General features: G+C 26.2%; 5 protein-coding genes. All 5 read left to right on the forward strand.

The window, feature by feature from the left end:
* The coding region (locus AB1Z17_RS11455) for a hypothetical protein (RefSeq protein ID WP_368051929.1) at window positions 1-295 on the forward strand (295 nt) is incomplete at its 5' end.
* Between the two features lie 24 nt (window positions 296-319).
* Window positions 320-655 (forward strand): hypothetical protein, encoded by a 336-nt coding sequence (locus AB1Z17_RS11460; protein ID WP_368051930.1) that lies wholly within the window; start codon window positions 320-322, stop codon window positions 653-655.
* 30 nt (window positions 656-685) lie between these two features.
* Window positions 686-1,768 (forward strand): sodium:calcium antiporter, encoded by a 1,083-nt coding sequence (locus AB1Z17_RS11465; protein ID WP_368051931.1) that lies wholly within the window; start codon window positions 686-688, stop codon window positions 1,766-1,768.
* Window positions 1,769-1,849: 81 nt separating this feature from the next.
* Window positions 1,850-2,158, forward strand: a complete 309-nt coding sequence (locus AB1Z17_RS11470) for a hypothetical protein (RefSeq protein WP_368051932.1) — start codon at window positions 1,850-1,852, stop codon at window positions 2,156-2,158.
* A gap of 86 nt (window positions 2,159-2,244) precedes the next feature.
* Window positions 2,245-2,547 (forward strand): type I restriction endonuclease (locus AB1Z17_RS11475; RefSeq protein ID WP_368051933.1); only part of this gene is annotated, 303 nt, incomplete at its 3' end.

Below are 2,547 nucleotides of genomic sequence, written 5' to 3' on the forward strand. Positions count from 1 at the left end.
AAAGAAGAATGGTCAGGTATATAGACACGCATATATTAATTCAGGAAGTAAATATACATTTGAATTTAAAAATGGTACTTATCAAATATTCTTTTATTATGGGAAAGGATGGAATCCTAATAAATTTATGAAAACAACAGATTGTGGTGATTTAAAAGGTGGTTTTATTGATGATGAGGTTTTTGGAAAGGATAGCCCACAAGTTTTAAATAATACCATTTTGACTTATGAATTAATATTACAACAAAGTGGAAATTTCAGCACGAAGCCAAGTAATTTGGATGAAGCATTTTAAGGTATAAATAAAAGATGTAATAATATGAATATTAAAAAATTATCAAGCAAATTAGAGCAACATAATATAAATATTAATTTGAACGAAGAAAGTCTCAACTATCCCGTTTTGACTTTTAATATGGAAAGTATTGAATTTAAATTTTTTTATAGAGAAAACTTCATAAAAAGAAGTAAATTCCACAAGTTTTATAACACTTTTTTTGAAATAACTACTAATAATAAAACGGAATCAATTGTTATTGCTAATAAAATTAAAGAAATACTATTTTGTAGGTATTGTATTGATGAAAACAAGGTTTATTCAAATATTTCTAAAATGTCAGAGGAAGAAATTATTGATTTTATTCATAAATTTTAATACAACTGTTTAATAACTACAATAAACAACGTGAATTTAATAAATCTAATATTCCATAGAAATAATATCAAATATGTAATAGCTCTTATTCTTGTAATTTTAGGCTTTATAGGTTTGTATACTGCTGAAGGAACTCCTTTAATTACAATTCTTTTTTTTGCAATACTAGGTGTTTTATTACTATTCAACATCCCATCCAAATGGGTAGAAGATAGCTTTGCATTTATTTCTTATAAATACAAAATTTCTTCTGCAATCGCAGGTGGACTTTTTTTAGCGATTGCCAGTTCATCACCTGAATTTTTTACAGCCGTTTCTGGAGTAATATGGTATAAAATATTTGATATAGCATTCGATACCTTGGTTTGGTCATCTATTTTTAACCTCTGTGTGATTATAGGGGTAGTTACTTTTTATAAGCCACAAGTACAAATTAGAAAAAATATCTTAAAAAGAGATATGCCTGCCTTAGGTATTACTATTCTAGTATTATTATTGTTGGCACTAGATGGAAGTTATTCTGCAATAGATTTTGGTATTTTAGTAATGTTTTATTTTTCTTATGTATTGATCCTTTATTTAGATAAATCGAAACCATATAGCGAGGTTATAAATGATAGTTCCAACTTAAAAATTATTTTAAAGTTATTAATAGGGTTCATACTAATTGCTTTTTTAGCGCATACAATGATTTCTTTCGGTCAGCAAACAATTGGTTTAATTGAAGAATATTATGATGTAATCCTTCCTATTGGAGTATTAGCTTGTACAATTTATGGTCCAGGAACTTCTATTGCCGATCTATTTATGTCAATTGCAGCAATTAAAAAAGGAGAGGATACGGCAGCTGTAGTTAATGGGATTAGTTCAAATACTTTTGATTTAACAATTTGTATTGGAGTGCCAGGCCTTATTTATACATTCTTATCTGGAAATGCAATAACAATTGATTTGAACGCTTCAATCCTGTTAATTTCAATATTATTAGTAAGTTTTATTTTAGTTTTTTTTATTTTAAGAAATGGTAAAATTACTAGAAAAGAAGGATTTATATTATTGTTGTTTTATGGAATTTGCACTATTATTTACCTTTTGAATATTTTAATTTTTTAATTAGAATTTTATGAACAAATATGCCCAATCAGCCATAAAAGCTGTAAATTATTATAAAACTAAAAAAGATCCAATTGAAGCTTGGGAAACAGCAGTAAATGTTTTTTTGAAACAAAAGCTGCAAGAAAAAAAAGTTGTCCAAAATCAACTTTTCTTTCACTTTGTGAAGTAGGAGCAGTAAAAAGTATTCTAAAAGGAAATTATGCACCTAAAGTAAAAGAAAATAAAGTGTATGCATTAAAAGCTTTGGAGATTTTAAGAAACAGAAATAATAAACCAGAAATTATTGGAGTAATTAATTTATGGAAACTCGTTCAAAATCAAGGCAAAAGCCATAATTCACAAATGGATGTTATTTTAGCTTTATGGAATAATGGATTAATCATCTAATCATAGCTAGTTCCAATCATTTTTCATATTTTTATAACTCATTAAAAAAAGAAATCCTAAAGGAAGAGTTCAATTTAAAAATAGCTATGAAATTTAACGAAGACTCCAGAGTAAAAATTCCGTCAATACTTCATTTAACAAGGTTAGGTTATAATTACATTTCATTAAAAGATGCAATTATAGACGAAAGTACCAATATTTTTACTGATATTTTTAAATCTAGTATTCAAAAAATTAATGAAGGAATAAAAGAAAATGAAGTAGATCGTTTGTTTCAGGATATTTCTTTATTGCTGGATAATGAAGATTTAGGAAAGGCTTTTTATGAACATTTGACTGAAAAATCAGGAATAAAGTTAATTGATTTTGAAAATTTTGAGAATAATACA

It is taken from the genome of Lutibacter sp. (assembly GCF_040883305.1).
GTDB lineage: Bacteria > Bacteroidota > Bacteroidia > Flavobacteriales > Flavobacteriaceae > Lutibacter.